The organism is Pseudomonas sp. BRM28 (assembly GCF_002939405.1).
GTDB classification, from domain to species: Bacteria; Pseudomonadota; Gammaproteobacteria; order Pseudomonadales; family Pseudomonadaceae; genus Aquipseudomonas; species Aquipseudomonas palmensis.
The window spans coordinates 4,355,377-4,375,252 of record NZ_PEFV01000001.1 but is presented as its reverse complement, the minus strand read 5'-3'; the positions used below and the strand labels follow the sequence as shown (position 1 = coordinate 4,375,252).

The window sequence follows — 19,876 nt, the reverse complement described above, 5'->3', positions numbered from 1 at the left end:
GCTTGTTTTTTGCCCGCCAAGACCTTCAGTGGATAGGGTGTTATGTCCGGAAAAGCGCAACAGCAGTCTCGCATCAAAGAGTTGATCACCCGCGGTCGTGAGCAGGGCTACCTGACTTACGCGGAGGTCAACGACCACCTGCCAGAGGATATTTCAGATCCGGAGCAGGTGGAAGACATCATCCGCATGATCAACGACATGGGGATCAACGTATTCGAGAGTGCTCCGGATGCGGATGCCCTTTTGTTGGCCGAGGCCGATACCGACGAAGCCGCCGCCGAAGAAGCTGCCGCAGCGTTGGCGGCCGTGGAGACCGATATCGGTCGCACGACAGACCCGGTGCGCATGTACATGCGTGAAATGGGTACCGTCGAGCTTCTGACCCGCGAAGGCGAAATCGAAATCGCCAAGCGTATCGAAGAAGGTATCCGTGAAGTGATGGGCGCCATTGCGCACTTCCCGGGCACCGTCGACTACATCCTCGGCGAATACGACCGCGTCACCACCGAAGGTGGCCGTCTGTCCGACGTGCTCAGTGGCTACATCGACCCGGATGACGGCATCGCGCCGCCGGCCGAAGTACCGCCGCCTGTCGATCCAAAAGCCCCGGCCAAGGCCGATGCGGACGACGACGAGGAAGAAGAGAAGGAAGGCGCCAGCGATGAAGAGGACGAGGTCGAAAGCGGCCCCGATCCGGTCGTCGCCCAGCAGCGTTTCGGCGCTGTCGCCGACCAGCTGGAAGCAACCGCCAAGGTCCTGAAAAAGCACGGTCGCCACAGCAAGCAAGGTATTGCCGAGCTGCTGCAACTGGCCGAGCTGTTCATGCCGATCAAGCTGGTACCCAAGCAGTTCGAAGTACTGGTGGAGCGCGTGCGCAGCGCCCTGGAGCGCCTGCGCGCCCAGGAACGCGCCATCATGCAACTGTGTGTGCGTGATGCCCGCATGCCACGTGCCGACTTCCTGCGTCTGTTCCCGAGCAACGAAGTGGACACCACCTGGAGCGGCGATCTGTCCAAGCGCAGCGCCAAGTGGGCCGAAGCACTGGGCCGCCTGGACGCCGATATCGTGCGTTGCCAGCAAAAGCTGATCGACCTGCAGGAAGAGACCGGCCTGACGATCGCCGAGATCAAGGACATCAACCGTCGCATGTCGATCGGTGAGGCCAAGGCCCGCCGCGCGAAGAAAGAGATGGTCGAAGCCAACTTGCGTCTGGTGATCTCCATCGCCAAGAAGTACACCAACCGTGGCCTGCAATTCCTCGACCTGATCCAGGAAGGCAACATCGGCTTGATGAAAGCGGTGGACAAGTTCGAATACCGTCGTGGCTACAAGTTCTCGACCTATGCCACCTGGTGGATCCGTCAGGCGATCACTCGCTCGATCGCCGACCAGGCCCGCACCATCCGTATTCCGGTGCACATGATCGAGACGATCAACAAGCTCAACCGCATTTCCCGGCAGATGCTGCAGGAAATGGGTCGTGAACCGACCCCGGAAGAGCTGGGTGAGCGCATGGAGATGCCTGAGGACAAGATCCGCAAGGTACTGAAGATCGCCAAAGAGCCGATCTCCATGGAAACCCCGATCGGTGACGACGAAGATTCGCACCTGGGTGACTTCATCGAGGACTCGACCATGCAGTCGCCAATCGATGTGGCCACGGTCGAAAGCCTGAAGGAAGCGACCCGGGACGTGCTCTCCGGCCTGACCGCACGTGAAGCCAAGGTGCTGCGCATGCGTTTCGGTATCGACATGAACACCGACCACACCCTCGAAGAGGTAGGCAAGCAGTTTGACGTGACCCGCGAGCGGATCCGTCAGATCGAAGCCAAGGCGTTGCGCAAGCTGCGCCACCCGACGCGAAGCGAGCATCTGCGCTCCTTCCTCGACGAGTAATGACGAACCCCGGCAAATGCCGGGGTTTTTCTTTTTCAGGCCCTGACGTTTTAACCCCTGCGTTCTTCGCCCTTCGGCCAAACCCCCGTCTACACTCGAATCTATCCACTTGAGTGACGAGGCCGCTATGCCCAGACTGCCGGCCCTCGTGCTGCCCCTCCTGCTGATGTGGAGTGCAGCGGCCGGCGCCTTGACCCTGAACGACGAAGAGAAAGCCTGGCTCAGTGCGCATCCGCAGCTGCGCCTGGGCGTCGACGCATCCTGGCCACCCTTCGAATACCGTGACCAGGACGGCAAGTACCAGGGATTGGCCGCCGACTACATTGCGTTGATCCAGGAGCGCCTGGGTGTTGTGTTCACGCCAATCGAGCCGAGCAGTTGGTCGGCCGTGCTCGAACAGGCCCGGCAGGGCCAGCTGGACCTGCTGCCCGGCATCATGTCCACCCCCGAACGCCAGGGCTACCTGGCCTTCACCCGCCCTTACCTCGACTTCCCCATCGTGATCCTGGCCCACGAAGGCGGGCCCAGGCCACGTGACCTCAAGGAGCTGTACGGCCTGAAAGTCGCCGTGGTGGAGAACTACGCCCCACACGAACTGCTGCGTACCCACCACCCCGACCTCAACCTGGTGGCGCTGCCCAATGTCAGTTCAGCGCTTCAGGCCCTGGCCACCGACGAAGTCGATGCCGTGGTCGGCGACCTCGCCTCCAGCGTCTGGAGCCTGCGCCAGCTAAAGCTCGAAGGGCTCTACGTCAGCGGCGAAACCCCTTACCGCTACCAGCTGGCCATGGCGGCCCCGCGCCAACAGAAGATGCTGATCGGCATCCTCGACAAGGTGATTGCCGACATGAGCCCGGCCGAGCTCAGTCATATCCAGGAGCGCTGGGTCGGCAAAGTGCTGGAAAACAGCAACCGCTGGCGCGACCTGCTGCTCTACGGCCTGCCCGGCATCCTGCTGCTGGTGGCGATACTGGCGGCGGTGATGCGCGTCAACCGTCGGCTAAGCTCGGAAATTTCCCGGCGCATAGCCCTGGAACAGGAGCTGCGCAGCAGCGAGTACCACTACCGCGGCCTGGTCGAGAGCCTCTCGGCGATTGCCTGGGAAGCCGATGCCAACAACTTCACCTACAGCTATGTCTCGCCCCACGCCGAAGACCTGCTCGGCTACCCGATCAGCCAATGGCTCAAGCCCGGCTTCTGGCGCGACATCCTGCACCCGGACGACGCCCTCTGGGCCCAGGCCTACTGCGACAGCGAAACCGCCGCCGGCCGCGACCACAGCCTGGACTACCGGGTGATCCGCGCCGATGGCAGGGTGCTGTGGGTACGCGACATCGTCAGCCTGATCGAGCATGGGCACACCCCGGTGATACGCGGGCTGATGATCGACATCAGCGAAACCAAGAACACCGAGCAGGCCCTGCGTCTGTCGGAGCAGAAATTCGCCTCGGTGTTCCAGCAATGCCCCGACATCCTGCTGATCGCCCGGGTCAGCGATGGCTGCCTGCTGGAGGTCAACGAAGCCTTCGAGGACCAGATCGGCCTGAGCCAGGACCAGGTGATCGGCCGCACCGCCGCCGAGCTCAACCTGTGGGGCATCGAAGACCAGGGGCCAGCCCCGCTGCAGCGCCTGCAGGGCGGCAACATCCGCAACCTCGAAATGCCTTTTCGGCGCAGCAACGGCCAGCTGTTCACCGGGCTCACCTCGGCGGAGATCTTCGACCTGGACAGCACCCCGGCGCTGGTGGTGGCGGTGCGCGACATCAGCCAGCTCAAACAGACCCAGGAGCAACTGCAGACCTCCGAAGAAAAGTTCGCCAAGGCCTTCCACGCCTCGCCTGACGGCCTGCTGCTGTCGCGCCAGAGCGACGGGCTGCTGATCGAGGTCAACGACGGGTTCTGCCGCATCACCGGCTTCGATAGCCAGGTACTGGACCACAGCACCCTGGAGCTGGGCATCTGGGTAGACCTCAACGAGCGCCGGCAACTGCTCGAGCTGCTGAACCGAAACGGCTTCGTACGCGACTTCAGCTGCCACATCCGCCGCGCCGACGGGCAGATCCGCCTGTGCGAAGTCTCGGCGCGGCCGCTGCCGATTGCCGGCGTGGACTGCATGCTGACCATCGCCCGCGACATCACCGAACGCCATCTGATGCAGGAAAAACTGCAACTGGCGGCCACTGTGTTCGAAAACACGGCCGAAGGCGTACTGATCACCGACATCGACCAGCACATCAGTGCGGTCAACCGCGCGTTCAGCGAAATCACCGGCTACAGCGAGTTCGAAGCGCTGGGCCAGACCCCGCGCCTGCTCGCCTCGGGCCAGCACGACAGCGCCTTCTACGCCGCCCTGTGGCACCAGCTGACCGCCGAGGGTCACTGGCAGGGCGAAATCCAGAACCGGCGCAAGAGCGGCGAGCTCTACCCTGCGTGGCTGACCATCAGCGCCGTGCGTAATCACGAGCGTGAGATCACCCACTTCGTCGCCGTGTTCGCCGACATCTCCAGCCTCAAGCATGCCCAGGCCGAGCTCGACTACCAGGCCCACCATGACCCCCTCACCGGCCTGCCCAACCGCACCCTGTTTGAAAGCCGGCTGCAGGCCGCACTCAGCAGCCCACAGCCTTCGGGTCGCCAGGGCGCGGTACTGTTCCTCGACCTGGACCGCTTCAAGCACATCAACGACAGCCTCGGCCACCCGGTCGGCGACCTGCTGCTCAAGGCAATCGCGCAGCGCCTGAAAGAACAGGTGCGCGACAACGACACCGTGGCACGCCTGGGCGGGGACGAATTCATCATCCTGCTGCCCGGCCTGCACCAGCCAAGCGATGCCGAGCATATCGCCAACAAGCTACTGGCCTGCTTTGGCGCACCGTTCCAGGCCGGCGAACACGAGTTCTTCACCAGTGCCAGTATCGGCACCAGCCTGTACCCCCAGGACGGCACCGACGTGGCCTCGTTGATCCGCAACGCCGATGCGGCCATGTACCGCTCCAAGGCCAAGGGGCGCAACCGGGTCGAGAGCTACACCCGCGACCTGACCGCCCAGGCCGCCGAGCGCATCGCGCTGGAGCACGAACTGCGCCGCGCCATCGAGCGCAAGGAACTGAGCCTGAGCTACCAGCCCAAGTTCAGCCTCAAGACCCAGAGCCTGGTGGGCGCCGAGGCACTGATTCGCTGGCGCCACCCGACCTTCGGCGACGTACCGCCGGAGCACTTCATCTCGCTGGCTGAAGAAAACGGCATGATTCTGCAGCTGGGCGACTGGGTGCTGGAGCAGGCGTGCCGGCAGATGCAAGCGTGGAAGCACAGCTACCTTGCGTTCGGGCCGCTGTCGGTCAACCTGGCGGGCGCGCAGTTGCGTCAGCCGTTGCTGGTACAGCGCATCGAGCAATTGCTGCGCACTCACCAGCTCAAGGCGGGTGACCTGCAGCTGGAGATCACCGAGAACTTCATCATGAGCCAGGCCGAGGAGGCGCTGGCCATCCTGCACCAGCTCAAGCGCATCGGTGTACAACTGGCCATCGACGACTTCGGCACCGGCTACTCCTCGCTCAGTTACCTCAAACGCCTGCCTCTGGACATCCTCAAGATCGACCAGTCGTTCATCCGCGGCCTGCCGGATGACCCGCACGATGCGGCAATTGCGCGGGCGATCATTGCGCTGGGGCGCAGCATGCAGTTGACCATCATCGCCGAGGGCGTGGAGAACCAGGCGCAGCAGCAATTTCTGGCGGCCGAGGGTTGCGAACAGATCCAGGGCTACATCGTCAGCCTGCCGCTGGCGGCGCCTGAATTCGCCGCGACCTTTCTACGCCGGGCAGTTTCGGATCTTTCGGATAGCACAGCCTCGAAACCCTCGCTATAATCCGCGACCACTGGGGCCTATAGCTCAGTTGGTTAGAGCAGAGGACTCATAATCCTTTGGTCCACGGTTCGAGTCCGTGTGGGCCCACCAACCTTGAAGCCGCGTATTACGCGGCTTTCGGCTTTTTGGGTTTGTGGCAGCCGGATCAGTCCTATGGTCCGAAGGTACAAATTAGGTACAGTGCGGCTTCGCTTGCACGCCTTTGGAGTCCTTCAGATGGCCACAATCGTCAAAACCCCTGCCGGCACCTGGAAGGCCGTCATCCGCAAGACCGGATGGCCTACTAACGCTAAAACCTTCCGCACCAAACGCGACGCCGAGGATTGGTCACGACGTACCGAAGATGAAATGGTGCGGGGTGTGTATATCCAGCGCAGCGGTTCCGAGCGACTGACACTCGAAAACGCACTGCAGCGATATCTGCGCGAAGTCAGCCCCACCAAAAAGCCCACCACGCAGAAGGCTGAGGCAACCAAGGCTCAGCAGCTGATCCAGCACCTGGGAAAATATTCGCTCGCAGCTCTGTCATCCGAGGTGATCGCCAACTATCGCGATACACGCCTGGGATCGCTGACGAACCGCGGCCAACCCACGAGCAATAACACTGTGCGGCTGGAGCTTGCCCTACTCAGCCACCTGTTCACAGTCGCAATTCAGGAGTGGGGACTTGGCCTCACCTTTAACCCCGTGCTCAACATTCGAAAACCGAGCCCCGGTGAAGGTCGTAACAGACGCCTGATGGCTGATGAAGAAAAGCGTCTCATGGTCGCTGTGGGCAAGCACAGCAATCCAATGCTGGGCTGGATCGTCCAGATAGCCTTGGCGACAGGTATGCGTGCATCGGAGATCGCAGGTCTGCGGCGATCACAGGTGGACGTCCATAAACGGATCGTCCGGCTGTCGGATACAAAAAATGATAGTGCTCGCACGGTTCCGTTGACGAAGCTCGCTACCGAGGTTTTCCGCGTCGCCTTGGCGAATCCCGTGCGGCCAATTGACTGCGATCTGGTTTTTTTCGGTGAGCCTGGGCGTGATGGAAAGCGTCGCCCCTATGCGTTCACCAAGATCTGGGCCGCCATCAAGAAAAAGGCTGGCGTGCCGGACTTCCGTTTTCACGATCTGCGTCACGAAGCCGTGAGTAGACTGGTTGAGGGCGGCCTTTCAGATCAAGAAGTCTCGGCAATCAGCGGGCATAAATCGATGCAGATGCTCAAGCGTTACACTCATCTGCGGGCTGAAGATTTAGTTCACAAGCTCGATAGACTAGGAACTAAATAACCGCCTTTTTTGTTTTCCTATTGTTTTCTTTCTGTTGCCACGTTGTTGTCAACGTGTTTTCAAAACTGTTTTCCAGCAGGTCTTATAACGAGGTTTGGTGACAACTCAACGACAATCCACAGTCTTTACTGTCACCAAACTTAATTGATAGCTTCACTCCGAACTTACAAAGATACGTAATTCAACGTAAGCAAGGAGAAAGTCCATGACTGCTGAAGAGTACCTTCTAGACCGATTCGGCCCTTTGATGAGCATGGCACAGGTTGCAAGCCTATTGGACAGATCACCAGATGGCTTCAGAGTCGCCATGTACAGCGATTCAGAGCTTTCACGAAAGCTGAAGCCTGCCGTAGTCCGCGTGGGACGTCGAGTGTACTTCCGCACGCTACAAGTCAACCAAGCACTATCTCTCGACGCACCTGCTTTGCGAGCTTAACTATGAGCTACAGCACGATTGACTGGGTGTACAACCAGAATCTGCCTGCGCAGGAAAAGCTGATATTGGTATACATCGCAAAGTGCGAAAACCCGAACGAGCCTTGCTTTGCAAGTGTAAAGCACCTGGCCAATAAATGCGGGGTATCCACGCGCACCATTCAGAGAATTCTTAAAAAATTGTGCAGTGCCGGATACGTCATTTCCACTCCGCGCTTCAGGAGCGACGGCTCACAAACGAGCAATTTCTACACAGTCAACATGATAGAGAACGACACAGCTGTGTCACCCCCCCATGACATCAATGTGGCAGGGGGGAGTGGCAGCATAGGGTCACCACCCACTGTCGATAAGGTGACGGACCAAGAACTACCAAAGAAAACAAAATCAAAGACACCACTACGGGAAGCGCTAGGAAACGTCTCGCAGTTGGCCTATCCCGGTGGGTTGTCTATGCACTCGAAAAGCTCGGTTGATCGGATACTCCAGGGCATTTCGCTTGATGATGCGCAAATGCTCCTCGATGAACTGGCAGGAGCTATGGCCAACGGCCTCATCAGGAAAGCTCCCGAGTATTGGCTTTCAGGAGTCGCGATGAAGTACCGGGCGGGGCAGTTCAGAGCAAACCTGGGACTCGAAATCGCCAGGGAAAGAAAACGAAAATCCGCGATGCCTGCCCAAGAACGCCAGAACGCGCAAGTGCTCGAAATCAATCGTGAGATTGGAAACAAGTTCCTCGCCAAGCTGCAGCGAAACCGTCCTAACCAATGAGAACATCATGGTTCCGAACACTCCGCGCTTCGCTTGGGCAACCCCTTCGGTTGCATCCCGCGTCCTATCCTTGCCGGACGGGCGGCAGGGGCAGGTCCGGCGGCTTCGCCTTGTTCCTCCCCCTGTCGCTAGGCTTGGTCGCTTACAGCTGCATCAAGGGTACGGCTACGCCCATCATCCTCACCCGTTCGGTGCTCGCCCTCCGGGCTGCGCTCCGCTGCGGCTTGCGGTGATGCCCTTGACCCAGCTTCCAGCTATTCGTGGATGCTGGCTGAAACAAATTCGGTCAAGGTGAGCTTCCCGTCCACAAAAGCTTGAGCGCGTCGCTTTTCTTCAACGCTCATTACAAAGCCCTCGAGCCCGATTGACGCGCAAGCATACTCGACAGCCTTCCGACGCCGCTCCCGCTCAGCACTCGTGGTGATGATGCTCTCCGAAGTATTCACGGGCTTTCCCCTCGTGTCGGTGACTAAAGCAAGACAATTTCAGCGCTGAACAGATAAACGAGGGTCAAGGGCGTCACCGGAGGCCGCAGCCCGTGAAACGGGACCGGGCGAGGATGACGGCGAAGCGAACCCTTGACGCTGCGCACCTCCAATCCTACATGCGGGGGCTGCTGGATGCCGTTCCCAGCGGCCCCTGCTACCGGCGAGGGCGGGAAGTCCAGAGGGGCAGAGCCCCTTTGGGTAAGCCCGCCAGGGCGCGCAGCATGCTCCACGGCACCAATAAACCTTTAACTGCCGACCTTCCCTCCTCTCGCCCTACCCCAGTTCTTACCTAGGTTCTGCATGACATGCTGCCGGTAGGCGGGATTCCAAACGCTGTTTCCTGCGATCACATGATTCAAACCTCTTGCAGTGGTCATCATGCCCGACTGCAGGTCACGGCGCGTTGACATCGGGTTAACGGTGTTGAAGACCGCCTTGGCTGGGTTTAACGCAGCCTGAGTCATCTGCCGCAATGTGATCGCACTGGACGACAGACCACCTGCAAGCTGACCTCCCAATGAGTAAGCCTGATAAACCATGTAGAGCACGATCCCACTCAACGCGAGGATCTCCAGCATGTCGGTCGCTGGACCGTTTCCAGCAGTGGGCTGCACATCAGCCAGCATTGTCGAGAAGAACTTCATCCCCAGCGTAAGCACTGACGTGATCGCTGCGCATTGAATGATGTAGGTCATCACCTGGGCGAACCATTGATCGAACCACTTGCTGGTCATCTGCCCAAACAGCAGCAGTGTGATGAAAAGGGGTCCGCACCCCAGCAAAAACGCCAACAGCACCTTGGCCGTGATGATCATCGCTCCAGCGGGCAGCGTAATCAGGAATGTTGCGATGATCATCGTTCCTGCAATAAGCCAGTCATAAAGAATCATGCCTATCTCGGTCATGCCACGACGTCCGGCGCGAGCAATCAGATCGGAAGCGATATCAAATCCATCGGTCATGGCTCTATCAATCACCTGATACACCGATGTGGCAGCCACACCTTTGCCATTTGGCGAGAACGCATCTGCCAAGCCAACCTCCAGGCCGCGAATCGCTTCCACGACCCAACCGAGGTACGTATCAGCATTGAGTGCCAATGCGCCGATGAATACCCATTTCAACATGAGCTTGAAGACATGCGGGAGAGGATGCTCGATGAAGCCGCCGACTGACAGAAGGCCCAGGATCATGAAGAAAAGGCCACCGCCAGCAACGAGCAGGCCCAAGGAATTACTAATGACACTATATGCCATGAGTTGCACGTAGCCGTTCAACACCAAGTCGATTGAGCCACCTACCCATTCGTAAAAATTGGACTCCATGGTCATTGCCCCTCCAAATTCAGCATTTCACGCTTCCGATAGCCGCGCTGATCAAGCTGCTGCTCATTCCTGGCCTGCTTGGCATTAACGCAGTTCGGCGTAAGGGCCAGGGTCCCGGCATGTCGCACGCACTCCGATATACGAATATCCCTTTCCGAACTGTGGGCTTTGTACCAATCGACAGATTGGACCGGTTCATCCGCCCCGCAGCCCGTGAGCAGAAATAAAACGACAATTGAGAAACGAGAGGCTGTCATTTCCGGACCTCCCGATTCTGATCCGTCCCATTCACATCACGAGGCAGCACATGCTCCGCCTCCGTGCGGAATTCCCCAGCAAATTTCAGCGAATAGGCCAGCTCAGCAGCGTTGATAATCTGAAGTGCTGCAAGCGTTCTCAACGCGCTTTCCCTTGTCCCAGCCCAACTACCCGCGATGCGGTATTCAGACCTCGAAATCAATAGCGATGAACCCAGTGCACATGCGAACGAGATCAAAACGGCGAGCGTTGAAGAGATTGGTCCAGTTGCTCGGGGCGGCACTATCTGCAACCAATCGGCAAGCGCCAGTACAAAAGGCATGATCGCGGCCGACGCCGCCAGGAGATCGCTCTGGATCAACTCAGGTGCACGTCTTGACACCTTTTTTAAAGCCCCGAACCGACCAATACAAATCCAGAATCGTCGTAAGGAAGTGAGGATGAAGAAGCACACGGCCAAGGGGAGGATATGAGCGTATGAAATCATTTCAGTTGCCTCCCAGGTTCAGCAATTCGCGATTCTTGTAGCCTCTCTTGTCGAGCACCTGGGCATTTAATTCCCGTTGTCGCTGCTCCTGGATCTTGCCCTCAGCCTCAGCGACCATTTGGAACATCTGCAATTTGGTCTGCTCGTTTTGGATCATCGCTTGCTCTGCCGCGATGCGACCTTGCAGCTCTGCGATCCCTTTGGGATCTTGCGTTTGATTGATCTGCCCCATCAGCTGGTCAATCTGGCGTAATCGGGCTGCGGCCTGCTCATAGGCTTCCAGCGCAAACGCTTTATCTTGCGAAGGCTTCACCGCCTGTGCTCGGCAAGCATCGCGCTGCTGATCCTGAACCAGGCTTTCGCAGGCATCGAACACCTTGTTATCCGCGTAGATCGAGCCAGCACGACCATTCAGGCCTGAATAGCCGCCACGCTTCACTGCGTCATACACAGCCTGCCAGTCCTGAGGCAGATAATCTCGCAGCTGCGGGTCATCGAAAACTCGTCCGAGCCCACGCGACCCCGTGAGCGCGCCGTACTGCTGCTTCATCTGATCAATCTGAGATGTCATCTGCTGAACCTGCTGGGCCCAGCGAGTCGTGTTAGATGCGAACTCTGCAACAGTCATGGGGGAATCCGTCACTTGGGTAGTAACGGTTACAGGGATTTGCGCGTATCCCTGCTGCGAGCCGAGCATCAACACGAGGGTTGTCGCGAAACTAAATGGCCGGACGCCGTTGAAGGCGAGACGCTTGAACAGACCCATAGTCACCTCTCCATTGGACATGGTGAACACTGGGCCGTCTGTCCGACCTGTCGATCTGTTTAGGAATCGCACCCAGCACGGGTGTACCGTTCTTGGGGTGACTATGCGCCAGTCTTACCCGGTGTAGGCCCCGTCTTTTGAGGGCCGCGCCCATAATGCATTAAGCATCAGCGAGACGATTACAGCATTCATGGAATTAAACCAAAGCACTGTACTTTGGCGATATTTATTATCTCACTTTGGCGCACTATCGGAAAGTGCCATATATCCTAAATTCTTCGTCATGACGAAATCTCGATTGCTACGAAGGACCACTGCAGGATAGGCTAATCGCCGGTAGAGTGTCATACATCCTGTATGCCACTTGGTCCATCGGGCCTAAATAGGATTCTCGTTATGGGTAGTGAGAAGAAATCACCGATTCTTAGTGTCAGGCTAGGGCCTGACCTTAAAGAGCGCTGGGAAACCTATTGCGAAGGCTTAGGGCGTGCCCCCAGCTCGGCCATCAAAGAGGCTATCGAGCAACAGCTAAAAGCCGCTGAAGCCCTCTCGACTCCCAAAACCTACCATCAAACGGAAACCACCAAGGAACCGAAAGAGCGCTTCGAAATTCTTCTAACCGCTTCCGAAAAAGCCGGCATCAAAGAGCGGGCGCATGTTGAGCGCTGTTCAATGCGTCGCTGGGTTATCGATGCCATCCGCAACGGTCTGACCCATGAACCGCAATTCGGGATGTCCGAAATCGACGCCCTGGGCGAGTCCAACTATCAGTTACTCGCCCTAGGCCGAAACCTCAACCAGATTGCCCGGCGCTTGAATGAGGGTCACTACGAGCCGATCACCGTAAAACGTATCGAAGCGCTGAGCCGCCTTATAGACAAACACACAACTGTTGTTAGCAATGCGATTAGAGCAAGTTTAGAGCGCTGGAGCATTACCCGGCAAAATTAAGTACCGCGCACGGACACGAGCTGACACTTAGATCAAGAATCGCAGCCAAGCACATACACGCACTTCCAACTTATAAACCACAATAAGCCACTTATCATGAAACCACTTATTGACTTAAAGCAAGACACACTAGAAATAAAGATCATAAACAAAGAGCTAAACGAGGCGATAAAGCAACACAAAGAAGATCTATTAGACTCCGTACAAGATGCTCCGCAGCGAGTAATTATTCGGCGCTACCTGGGTATCTTACACGAGCTCTGCCGGCAAGCTTGTGCTTGCTTGGATGCCAAAGCGTACTCGACACTAGAGGCATTAAGCCGTGTAATAATGGAGCAATCGGCCAACATGCTATACATATCTATGGATGGCGGAAGTAATGCGCGCGCTTTACTCCGCAGTAGTAAGCAGCTCACAGAAAGCAACGGTAAAGCTTGGGCGAAGTATCTATCTTCGCAAAGCGCCGCCAACCCCGCCGCCCAGGCGAGGCAAGTTTCTGGGGCTGCGATGCTAGAGAGAATAGACAAGCGCTGGCCCGATATAAAGCGTTATCCAGGTGGCAAAGGCCTGTTTTCTGCGCTAGGCTGGGAAAGTCACTATTACGCATTTTATTCACCGCTTTGTGACTCAGTTCATAGCTTTTCCGATGAAATGTCCGCACTTGTAGATTTTAGCGATCTGTATTCGGTATCGGAAGCCGAGGCAGCAAAATCGCTAGCCTACTGGAACAAAGAGAGACTACGTTTGGCAATTTATCATTATGCAGTCGCTATCGGACTGCGCACTGAAGCATACTCAAGATGTTGTTCTTCCCTAGCCCCAGACTTACATGAAATATCATCAGAAGGGATTTTAAAAAAAATCAATACGCTAATAATGCGTCATGATTTTTTTGATCATTCTCGGCTGAAAGAAATGGAATCAGGCAGGGCGAAACCTGATGAATTTGCGATAAACATTTAGAGCGCCCCTCGCACCTACCGTTAACACATATTTTGCAATAACGAAAACAAGCACGCAATACTTAATGCCCAGCAGTTTAATTCAAGATTACTTACCGGATAACCGGAGACAATAATGGACATGCCAAGCTATAAAAATATTTTTTATAGTGCTAGCTTTGCTAGGAACCCCGACATCTATTTCGACGCCCCCGGAACCTGCGACGCCCCATATAATTAAAATTGAACGCCGCCCCCTTAACTCATAGAACTACCAGAAACCCAATCAATCTAGCGTAAAAACAATTTATCCGCCGCCAGATAAATGGCATGCAACTTACTTTTAGCATTAAGCCTTTTCATTCTGAGACATAACGGTAAAACTCAAATCCGCCTCCGCCATGCCACCCTTCAAGCTTAGAAATACCACCAGCTTCTCCCTCAACTACATAGCGAAGCCTTCGAGCCACTATATCTACGATGTGATCACCTGCTTCAATTCCTATATATCGACGCCCCATCTTGTGCGCAACTGCAGCAGTGGTTCCCGACCCTAAAAAAGCATCCAGGACTAGATCTCCAGGGTTAGTGGCAATCGAAAGCACCTTCCTGACCAATTCTTCTGGCTTCGGAGTATCAAAAACAGTTTCATCGGGAAACATTTTGAGCACATGTTTCTTGGCACTTTTGCTAGTTCCGCATTCTTCCGCCAGCCAGATTGTCTCCGGCGTGACCTTTACAATCTTATCCTTGAGAAATTTTTTTATCCTAGGCACTCCATTACCGTCCTTCCCGAACCAAACATTATTTTCAGAGATTTCCTTATCCATTCTGATTTTATTATACGCCCAACACCGACCATTAGGAGGCGAGTGAACTCGACCGCGCGGAGAGATTATTGGGTAGAACTGGCTAGGCACTGCATGACCCGCTTGGACATTTGCCGAAACCGATTGCCACGGCCCCCGTGGGTCGTTGTCAGGATTTTTATAACGATCTAAAATCTCTTGGGTGCCGGGTAACTTATTTGCCACAGCCGAAAACGCTTTGACGTTTTTCGAATACACGAGGATATATTCATGATTGTTGGAAAATGCTTTCCGATTCTCACGCGTAGTCCTCTGCTGCCATATGACAGTTGTTACAAAATTTTCCCGACCAAAAATCTTGTCGGCTGCCACTTTCAGGTAATGAACCTCTCCATCATCTATGGAGATCCAAATGCTTCCGTCGTCAGAAAGAAGATGTTTTAAAGCTTTTAGCCTAGCCTCGATCATTGAAAGCCATTCCACATGCTCTCGACTATCCATGTAGTGATTATAATCCTCACCATTATTATAAGGTGGATCTATGTAGACACACTTAACGGCGCTGCAGTATTTTTTTGAAAGCTCCTGTAGCGCTAGGAGGTTGTCCCCGTGTATAATCTCTCCATTTACACCTGCCTCATCGTAACTATGCTTTTTAATTTTCTTCAACATTCCGAATATTGCTCGCTAGCCTTAAGGTCTCAGAGGGGACAACTTTGAATCAGATTACCCCTTCCGGAGATCTTAATTCGCTTATTAAAAATGAGCAGATTATACCATCACTCACCAATGACAAGAAGTATTTTTTCCGCTCCCTAAACTACCTTGGGAGCAAACTAAGAATGCTCGACACCATCGGGGAAGTTATTGATGAGCTATCAGTTCCAGATGATGTTGTAGTAGATCTATTCGCTGGTTCGGGCTCCGTATCTCGATTCTTATCCCAATCGAGAACAGTCATTTCAGCCGACATCCAAGAGTACTCTCGCGTCATATGCTCAGCCATATTAACTCCAAGCAACTCTATCCAACCTGAAGAGATTGTTGAGAGGTGCCGCTCTTCAAGCATGTATGCCGCCCTTACAGCGTCCTGCGCAGAAGTTATCCAGTATGAAGAGGAGGCAATCTCAAGAGCGTTTCAGGGACTACCTTTGCAACTGTGTGAATTTTTAGAGGAGGGGTCTTTCATGAAGTCCGCTGACGAAAATTATCGCAACTGCACTGGACTCCTGGAACGTGCACTCAAAACTTCATATCAAAAACTCATGGGACTTGAAGGTAGACGCGAAGGTTCGTGCACGGCAACCCTGTACTATGGCGGCATCTATTTTTCATTCAAGCAAACAGCAGCTATCGACGCTATTCTTTATGAGATAGAAAACTCTGACGTCCGGGATAGAGATACGTTACTTGCGGCCTTGCTGAGCGCGGTCAGCAGCGCAGTAAATACAATCGGCAAGCAGTTTGCTCAGCCAATACAGCCCCGCATGGCTAACGGACAACCCAAAAAAGGAATTGCAGCAAAAGTCAAAAAGGATCGAGAAATCGATATTTTTGAGGTGTTTTTTGAGAACCTACAGAGATACGTAGAGTTGAACTGTAGTGGGCTTCCGCACCAAGCCCTGTGCATGGACTATTCGGAAGCGCTGGATCAGTTGCCGAAAGATACTCGGGTTGTGTATGCCGACCCCCCCTACACACGTGATCATTATAGCCGGTTCTATCACGTTCTTGAGACGCTTTGCCTTAGAGACTCGCCAACCGTTTCTCGAACCAAAATCGGGGGAAGTTTGCGTCTCAGCCGAGGTCTTTATAGGGAACAGCGTCATCAGTCCCCATTCTGCATCCGGTCACAAGCTCCTCAAGCCTTCACAACACTATTCGACAAAGTTTCGAAATTGGGCGCAAGCTTGGTATTATCGTACTCACCCCACATTGTTCGTGAAGGCGAGCACCCGAGGGTCATGACAATAGAAGATTTGACAGCGCTTGCCCGAAACCATTTCCAAGAAATTTATACAGTGTGCCCAGGAGAATTCAAGCACAACAAGTTAAATAGCCGGAAAAATAGTTTCGAGCAAAAGCCTCACGGCGAGATCCTCATAGTTTGCAAGAATTAGTTTTTCAAAAATTTCGCAAGTGGAGTTGCCTCAATTACTTCAGGCGAGTGGTCAACGGAAGAAATCACTCGCCGTACATTCCGACCTGCCGCCGCATTCTGGTCCAGCCAGTCCTGCAGAATTTCATATGATGGAGCACCAGGCATACTCAGATAGTATGCAAACATCCTGACAGATATTCGAACAAACACCCCTATAGGACGTCCTTCTGCTGGGTAATCTAAACCGGATGCCGCTTCAAGCTCGACCCTAAAATTGTCACTTGCTACTGTGACGCAAGGGCGATCCTCAAGATCTCCATAGACACCCGAGTCATAAATAGCTCGCAACACTAAGCGCTTGGAGTTATCACCGCGAATACCGCCAAAAAAATCAACGAAGGTTTGAAGACTAAAGTTTGCCTGTTTCCACCGCTTGCCACTTTTAGGGATTTCTGCAACTAAAAAGTAGGCGTCAGAATCGAAACTCCAATCTTCTAGGTCTTCTGCTGCCACTGCATCAGCAGCGTCAAACACCTGAACCTCTTGAAGCTGCTTTTCTCCGACAACATCCGCATTCTCAAGATCATCAAGAAATACAGCTTTTCGAATGTTGTTTAGTTTAGCCCGCTCCGACACGACATCGCTATCAAGCGGGTGTAGATTCTCCCTATTGGACTCAATCCACGCTTGCCAATTCTGCTCAATTGAGTCGATCTCATCCGCATCTACTTTTGCTACAGAGAAAACCTCGCGATTTTTCCTGAGTCCACCCACCGTAAGATTTCCGGACCCTGCGACCACAACTCCACCTTGGTCGTTTCTAAACCAGCATACTTTTGGGTGGAAAACTGTTCCTTTCTTGTCATGAACAAAAGCAGTGATCTGTAGCCCTTGGTGACGCCCTTGGAGAGCCTGTAGTGCACCTATGGCCGCCTCATTTGTGATGGCGTCCATTCCTACGATGAGCTGAACGGGATTTCTCCCAAGCATTTGGCTGAATGAGGGCGCGCCCATCAACAGATCAACACCACCCTTTGAAACGAATGCGTAGGCACCAGCGGCCGACGTCGCGCCCTCGCCTGCAGCATTCAGCGCTTCATGTAGTGATACGGAGGCTTGGTAATCAGGATCTTGGATGCAAATTTGGGTGGTCATGCATGTCGTCCATGGAGGATTTTGTTCTCCAGCACAGGTACACTGGAGGTACAGTGCTAAGCTTTTCGAAGCTTCGCTTGGTTACTGCTAGATACGAAAGCAAGCTTTTCGCTCTTTTACACAGCTTTACATAGGCTACACGAGACTCTACTAGCCTTTTAGTATCACGCGCAAACTCATAATCCTTTGGTCCACGGTTCAAGTCCGTGTGGGCCCACCATACTCAAAGCCGCGCATTGCGCGGCTTTTGCGTTTTTGGCGGGATCGCCTCAGATACGCAGTGCTCATTTGCAACTCGTAAACCCGAGTGCGAGCCGGGTCCTTTCCTCATCCGTTTTTATGAGGCCGGCATCGCCTACGCCGCCCGGCCTGACTTTTGCTCGACGACTCTTCGCACACAATCTACTCGTCAGCCGGCTCGAAGCGCTCGCCGCGAAACACCCGACGTGGATTGCCACGCTCGATGCGGTGATGGAACAACCGCCGCTCCGCGCGCAGTTCGCTGTCGACCTGCTCTGCCTGTTGCGCCAGGCGTTGCCCGATGAGCAGCAGCGCCAAGCGTTTGTTGGCGTGCTGGCTACGCTCGCTCTGTACCTTGACGCTGACGCCGCTGGCCAGGTGCGTGGCGCGCACTGCCGAGTCGGTGGTGTTGACATGCTGACCACCCGGCCCGGACGAACGCAAGGTCTCGAAGTGGATCTCGCTCGCCAATTCCGGTGCCGGTGGCGCAAACCGTGCACCCCCAAAGAACCAGTTCTTGCGCGCATGCCCCGGCCGGTACGGACTGCTGCACGTCCATTGCAGCGAGCCCGTCCAGTGATCCGCCAGGCGCTCGGCCTGCTCGCCATCCAGTGCCAGCAACACCGAGCGCAAGGTACCGCGCCGCGGCCCCGGCTCTTCTTCGAGTATCCGTACCGCCACGGCCTGGGCATCCGCTTCGGCCTGCAGCCTGAGCAATGCCTTGGCCACTGCCAGGGCACATTCTTCCGGCCCCTGAGCCGCCGAGAGTTGCAGCAGGATCATCAGCAGCACCCTCCGCGCGTCTTGTAGGTCAGCACCGGTTTCAGTCGTGCCAGCACGCGAACCAACCCCGCTTCACGCAAGGCACCCACCACCGAGTCGATAGCCTTGTAGGCCTCCGGCGCTTCCTCGTAGATCAGCGCCCGGTCGGCGCAGATCACGCGGCTGCCTAGTGCCGTACGACTCAGTTGCTCGACGCTGTAGCGCGAGGCGAGGCGGTCCTTGCACTCGCTGCGCATCCATTTGCGTCCGGCGCCATGGGCCAGGGACAACAGGCTGCGCTCGTCGGCGATCGGCTGTACCAAGTAGCTGTAGTCGCCGCGCGAACCAGGGATCACCACCGCCCCCTGATCCGACGGTGTGGCGCCTTTGCGATGCAGCCAACCATCGAGCCCGTCGACCTGCGCTGGCGACACCAGGTTGTGGTTGATGTCGAGCAGTACATCGCCATCGGCACGCAAGCGGTCGAGCATGCGCCGGGCAATCAACTGACGGTTGGCTTCGGCAAAACGCAGCGCGCCGTCGTGCCGGCCCAGGTAATGAGTGCTGGCCTCGCTGCCCGCCTCCAGCCCGTGATGACCGAACAGGTCGACCTGCTCACGCAAGATCGCCTCGCCCAAACCACGCGAGCCGCTGTGCACCAGCAACAGCAGGTGTTTGCGCTCGATGCCCAAGGCTGCCAGGGCCGCATCGTCGTAGTTTTCATCGAGTTGCTGCAGCTCGGCGAAGTGGTTCCCACCACCAATGGTGCCTAGAGAACGCTCGTGCCCCGTGGCAGGCAAACCGAAGCTGGCGACGGCCTCCTGCCACGTCTCGTCGAGCGGCAGGTCGAGGTTGCCAAGGCGTTTCTCCAGCTTGTCCAGATGCAGCTTGGCGGTCGGGATGTCCGTACGCCACAGCGCCATGCCACAGCCGATGTCATTGCCGACCAGCGCCGGGTACAAACGCCCCACGGAAAAGAATGCCGCGCCGACCGGATAGCCACGCCCCGGATGCAGGTCCGGCATGCCGGCCACCCGATGCATGCCCCCTAGGCGAGCGGTGGTTTCGAGTTGTTGGATCGCTTTTCCTTCGATCCAGGTGTCGTCCGCGGCGACCAATACGGCGCCGTCGGACAAATTGCGAATGCAAGTGCCCATAGTCCAATCCTGATGGGTTGAAACAAAAAGATGTTCGGATTGGCAGGCCAGAGGCCGGGCGTTGCGGTACCGCTAACGAGTAGCGGCGAATGCGTTCAAGCCAGGCGCGACCTGCAAAGGGTGATCAACTGTTGCATGATGTACCTCCTTTGCTGTCGGGTGAGAGAAGGCGGGCATCTTAGGTGTGT

The 19,876-nt window shown here is 55.9% G+C and carries 17 protein-coding genes and 1 tRNA gene; 9 read left to right on the top strand and 9 right to left on the bottom strand.

Annotated features, from left to right (window positions below):
- Positions 1-42 precede the first annotated feature (42 nt).
- The 6 genes from rpoD to CR917_RS20485 all read left to right on the top strand — a co-directional run bounded on the left by rpoD (position 43) and on the right by CR917_RS20485 (position 8,248).
- Positions 43-1,896: an RNA polymerase sigma factor RpoD gene (gene rpoD, locus CR917_RS20510; protein WP_043863742.1), complete on the top strand. Its 1,854-nt coding sequence runs from the start codon at positions 43-45 to the stop codon at positions 1,894-1,896.
- 127 nt (positions 1,897-2,023) lie between these two features.
- Positions 2,024-5,764, top strand: coding sequence for a bifunctional diguanylate cyclase/phosphodiesterase (locus CR917_RS20505; protein ID WP_104572875.1), 3,741 nt, complete (start codon positions 2,024-2,026; stop codon positions 5,762-5,764).
- Between the two features lie 13 nt (positions 5,765-5,777).
- Positions 5,778-5,854: transfer RNA gene (locus tag CR917_RS20500), tRNA-Ile, on the top strand.
- A 126-nt stretch (positions 5,855-5,980) separates the two neighbouring features.
- The gene (locus tag CR917_RS20495) at positions 5,981-7,042 is read left to right on the top strand and encodes a site-specific integrase (protein ID WP_104573202.1); all 1,062 of its coding nucleotides are present in this window, start codon (positions 5,981-5,983) and stop codon (positions 7,040-7,042) included.
- Between the two features lie 205 nt (positions 7,043-7,247).
- Entirely contained in the window at positions 7,248-7,478 is a 231-nt protein-coding gene (locus CR917_RS27805; RefSeq protein WP_104572874.1) for a hypothetical protein, read from the top strand.
- Positions 7,479-7,480: 2 nt separating this feature from the next.
- On the top strand, positions 7,481-8,248 hold the full coding sequence (locus tag CR917_RS20485) for a helix-turn-helix domain-containing protein (protein WP_104572873.1): 768 nt from the start codon (positions 7,481-7,483) through the stop codon (positions 8,246-8,248).
- 254 nt (positions 8,249-8,502) lie between these two features.
- Here CR917_RS20485 and CR917_RS20480 read toward each other — a convergent pair whose 3' ends face one another.
- The 5 genes from CR917_RS20480 to virB5 form a co-directional block, all read right to left on the bottom strand.
- Positions 8,503-8,694 carry an antitoxin VbhA family protein gene (locus CR917_RS20480; RefSeq protein WP_104572872.1) on the bottom strand — a complete coding sequence of 64 codons (192 nt, stop codon included), beginning with the start codon at positions 8,692-8,694 and terminating at the stop codon, positions 8,503-8,505.
- Between the two features lie 287 nt (positions 8,695-8,981).
- Positions 8,982-10,067: a type IV secretion system protein gene (locus tag CR917_RS20475; RefSeq protein WP_256589732.1), complete on the bottom strand. Its 1,086-nt coding sequence runs from the start codon at positions 10,065-10,067 to the stop codon at positions 8,982-8,984.
- Entirely contained in the window at positions 10,064-10,318 is a 255-nt protein-coding gene (locus CR917_RS20470) for an EexN family lipoprotein (protein WP_104572871.1), read from the bottom strand. Before CR917_RS20470 ends, CR917_RS20475 begins: the two co-directional genes overlap by 4 nt.
- A complete protein-coding gene (locus CR917_RS20465; RefSeq protein ID WP_104572870.1) occupies positions 10,315-10,806 on the bottom strand; it encodes a hypothetical protein in 492 nt (163 codons plus the stop codon). The genes CR917_RS20470 and CR917_RS20465 overlap by 4 nt, the downstream gene beginning before the upstream one ends.
- Before the next feature lies 1 nt (position 10,807).
- Positions 10,808-11,572 (bottom strand): P-type DNA transfer protein VirB5, encoded by a 765-nt coding sequence (virB5, locus tag CR917_RS20460; protein ID WP_104572869.1) that lies wholly within the window; start codon positions 11,570-11,572, stop codon positions 10,808-10,810.
- A 396-nt stretch (positions 11,573-11,968) separates the two neighbouring features.
- On the opposite strand from virB5, the gene mobC reads away from it, so the two are divergent.
- Together mobC and CR917_RS27185 are read left to right on the top strand one after the other, a co-directional pair.
- Positions 11,969-12,523: a plasmid mobilization relaxosome protein MobC gene (gene mobC / locus CR917_RS20455; protein ID WP_104572868.1), complete on the top strand. Its 555-nt coding sequence runs from the start codon at positions 11,969-11,971 to the stop codon at positions 12,521-12,523.
- A gap of 96 nt (positions 12,524-12,619) precedes the next feature.
- Complete coding sequence (locus tag CR917_RS27185) at positions 12,620-13,486, top strand: DUF5677 domain-containing protein (RefSeq protein ID WP_146095036.1); 867 nt, start codon at positions 12,620-12,622, stop codon at positions 13,484-13,486.
- Between the two features lie 337 nt (positions 13,487-13,823).
- Here the strand turns inward: CR917_RS27185 and CR917_RS20450 are convergent, their stop codons facing one another.
- Positions 13,824-14,945, bottom strand: a complete 1,122-nt coding sequence (locus CR917_RS20450) for a site-specific DNA-methyltransferase (RefSeq protein WP_104572867.1) — start codon at positions 14,943-14,945, stop codon at positions 13,824-13,826.
- A gap of 44 nt (positions 14,946-14,989) precedes the next feature.
- On the opposite strand from CR917_RS20450, the gene CR917_RS20445 reads away from it, so the two are divergent.
- Entirely contained in the window at positions 14,990-16,393 is a 1,404-nt protein-coding gene (locus CR917_RS20445; RefSeq protein WP_146095035.1) for a DNA adenine methylase, read from the top strand.
- Here the strand turns inward: CR917_RS20445 and CR917_RS27180 are convergent.
- The 3 genes from CR917_RS27180 to CR917_RS20430 all read right to left on the bottom strand — a co-directional run bounded on the left by CR917_RS27180 (position 16,390) and on the right by CR917_RS20430 (position 19,688).
- Positions 16,390-17,529, bottom strand: coding sequence for a phospholipase D family protein (locus CR917_RS27180; RefSeq protein WP_146095034.1), 1,140 nt, complete (start codon positions 17,527-17,529; stop codon positions 16,390-16,392). The two genes, CR917_RS20445 and CR917_RS27180, sit on opposite strands and share 4 nt — an antisense overlap.
- A 402-nt stretch (positions 17,530-17,931) precedes the next feature.
- Positions 17,932-18,552 (bottom strand): peptide chain release factor H, encoded by a 621-nt coding sequence (gene prfH, locus CR917_RS20435; RefSeq protein ID WP_043863775.1) that lies wholly within the window; start codon positions 18,550-18,552, stop codon positions 17,932-17,934.
- The gene (locus tag CR917_RS20430) at positions 18,552-19,688 is read right to left on the bottom strand and encodes an RNA ligase RtcB family protein (protein ID WP_011531823.1); all 1,137 of its coding nucleotides are present in this window, start codon (positions 19,686-19,688) and stop codon (positions 18,552-18,554) included. The genes prfH and CR917_RS20430 overlap by 1 nt, the downstream gene beginning before the upstream one ends.
- Positions 19,689-19,876 lie beyond the last annotated feature (188 nt).

What these genes read in the sequence shown, in the direction of transcription:
- rpoD (WP_043863742.1), top strand. Translation starts at nt 43, where the DNA reads ATGTCCGGAAAAGCGCAACAGCAGTCTCGCATCAAAGAGTTGATCACC.
- CR917_RS20505 (WP_104572875.1), top strand. Translation starts at nt 2,024, where the DNA reads ATGCCCAGACTGCCGGCCCTCGTGCTGCCCCTCCTGCTGATGTGGAGT.
- CR917_RS20495 (WP_104573202.1), top strand. Translation starts at nt 5,981, where the DNA reads ATGGCCACAATCGTCAAAACCCCTGCCGGCACCTGGAAGGCCGTCATC.
- CR917_RS27805 (WP_104572874.1), top strand. Translation starts at nt 7,248, where the DNA reads ATGACTGCTGAAGAGTACCTTCTAGACCGATTCGGCCCTTTGATGAGC.
- CR917_RS20485 (WP_104572873.1), top strand. Translation starts at nt 7,481, where the DNA reads ATGAGCTACAGCACGATTGACTGGGTGTACAACCAGAATCTGCCTGCG.
- CR917_RS20475 (WP_256589732.1), bottom strand. Translation starts at nt 10,067, where the DNA reads ATGACCATGGAGTCCAATTTTTACGAATGGGTAGGTGGCTCAATCGAC.
- CR917_RS20470 (WP_104572871.1), bottom strand. Translation starts at nt 10,318, where the DNA reads ATGACAGCCTCTCGTTTCTCAATTGTCGTTTTATTTCTGCTCACGGGC.
- CR917_RS20465 (WP_104572870.1), bottom strand. Translation starts at nt 10,806, where the DNA reads ATGATTTCATACGCTCATATCCTCCCCTTGGCCGTGTGCTTCTTCATC.
- virB5 (WP_104572869.1), bottom strand. Translation starts at nt 11,572, where the DNA reads ATGGGTCTGTTCAAGCGTCTCGCCTTCAACGGCGTCCGGCCATTTAGT.
- mobC (WP_104572868.1), top strand. Translation starts at nt 11,969, where the DNA reads ATGGGTAGTGAGAAGAAATCACCGATTCTTAGTGTCAGGCTAGGGCCT.
- CR917_RS27185 (WP_146095036.1), top strand. Translation starts at nt 12,620, where the DNA reads ATGAAACCACTTATTGACTTAAAGCAAGACACACTAGAAATAAAGATC.
- CR917_RS20450 (WP_104572867.1), bottom strand. Translation starts at nt 14,945, where the DNA reads ATGTTGAAGAAAATTAAAAAGCATAGTTACGATGAGGCAGGTGTAAAT.
- CR917_RS27180 (WP_146095034.1), bottom strand. Translation starts at nt 17,529, where the DNA reads ATGACCACCCAAATTTGCATCCAAGATCCTGATTACCAAGCCTCCGTA.
- prfH (WP_043863775.1), bottom strand. Translation starts at nt 18,552, where the DNA reads ATGATCCTGCTGCAACTCTCGGCGGCTCAGGGGCCGGAAGAATGTGCC.
- CR917_RS20430 (WP_011531823.1), bottom strand. Translation starts at nt 19,688, where the DNA reads ATGGGCACTTGCATTCGCAATTTGTCCGACGGCGCCGTATTGGTCGCC.